This window comes from uncultured Mycobacterium sp., assembly GCF_964249325.1.
Taxonomy (GTDB): Bacteria; Actinomycetota; Actinomycetes; order Mycobacteriales; family Mycobacteriaceae; genus Mycobacterium.
Genome location: NZ_CAXUCH010000050.1, coordinates 12,573 through 13,677, shown reverse-complemented (window position 1 = coordinate 13,677; position 1,105 = coordinate 12,573). Strand labels below are relative to the sequence as shown.

The 1,105-nt window shown below is 67.0% G+C and carries 1 pseudogene (running past one end of the window); it reads left to right on the top strand.

The features are described 5' to 3' along the window. Window positions 1-462: 462 nt before the first annotated feature. Window positions 463-1,105, top strand: a pseudogene (locus ACFE99_RS09120) (alpha-1,4-glucan--maltose-1-phosphate maltosyltransferase); it runs 1,460 nt beyond the window's last position.

The following is a 1,105-nucleotide window of genomic DNA, read 5'->3' as shown; positions in this document are numbered from 1 at the left end:
GGCAACTGGTGGAACCCCGCAGCCAACGCATGCCAGCCCGTCGCCCCACCACCGCCGCAGTAGCCGGTCGGTGAGCACCAGCTGAAGGCCGAATCTTCGATCCTTCGCCCACCTACCCAATGCCTGGCGATGGTCGCCGCGGTTGGTCTGCTACGTAGGCGATCCGGCTGATTCCAAGGCCGGGCTGGCAAAACGGGGCCAAAGCTCGCGGTAGCAGCTGTCCGTAGCGAGCTCCCGTGATGTCATGTCGTGTCTCGGCACCCGTTTAGCCCGCTGATCAGCGCCGGCGGAATCAGTACCTCGCTGACTGCCGGATGGGCGGAGCGCGCCAGCGCGACCGCTACCGCGCCCCGCGTGTGGCCGGACATTACGGTGGGTATTGGGCGCACAGGGCTTCCCCAACACCGCGGCTTGACCGCGCGAGGCTAACAGACGACTACGTATACAACAGGATGGAGTGGCGTGCCCGGTCGGGTCGAGATCGATGACGTCCAGCCCGTCGTTTCGTGCGGCAGGTATCCCGCAAAAGCGGTCGTAGGTGAAGTGGTCCCCGTCCGGGCCGCGGTCTGGCGAGAGGGACACGAAGCGGTCGCGGCAACACTGGTGGTGCGATATCTCGGCCCGCGTTATCCGCAGGTGACCGAAATGCGCCGGCTCAAGGCGGTTCAGGTCACTGAGGCGGCAACGACCGGGGCCGCCGTAACATCCGGGGCGGCCGCGCACGCGCGAGTCAAGCCGCTGCTCGTTCCAATGACGATGGGCGAGGAGCCCTTCGTATTTCACGGCCAGTTCACACCGGACCGCGTGGGACTGTGGACGTTTCGAGTGGACGGCTGGGGTGACCCGATTCACAGCTGGCGAGACGCGGTGGTGGCCAAGCTCGACGCTGGTCAGGGCGAAACCGAATTGTCCAACGATCTGCTGATCGGCGCGCGGCTGTTTGACCGCGCCGCCACCGGCGTGCCGCGCAGCGAGCGAGACCCGTTACTGGCGGCAGCGAAGGCCCTGCGCGCGCCAGGCGATCCGCTGACGCGCGCGGCGCTGGCGCTAAGCCCGCAGATCGACGAACTATTGCGACGCTATCCGCTGCGTGAGCTGGTCACCC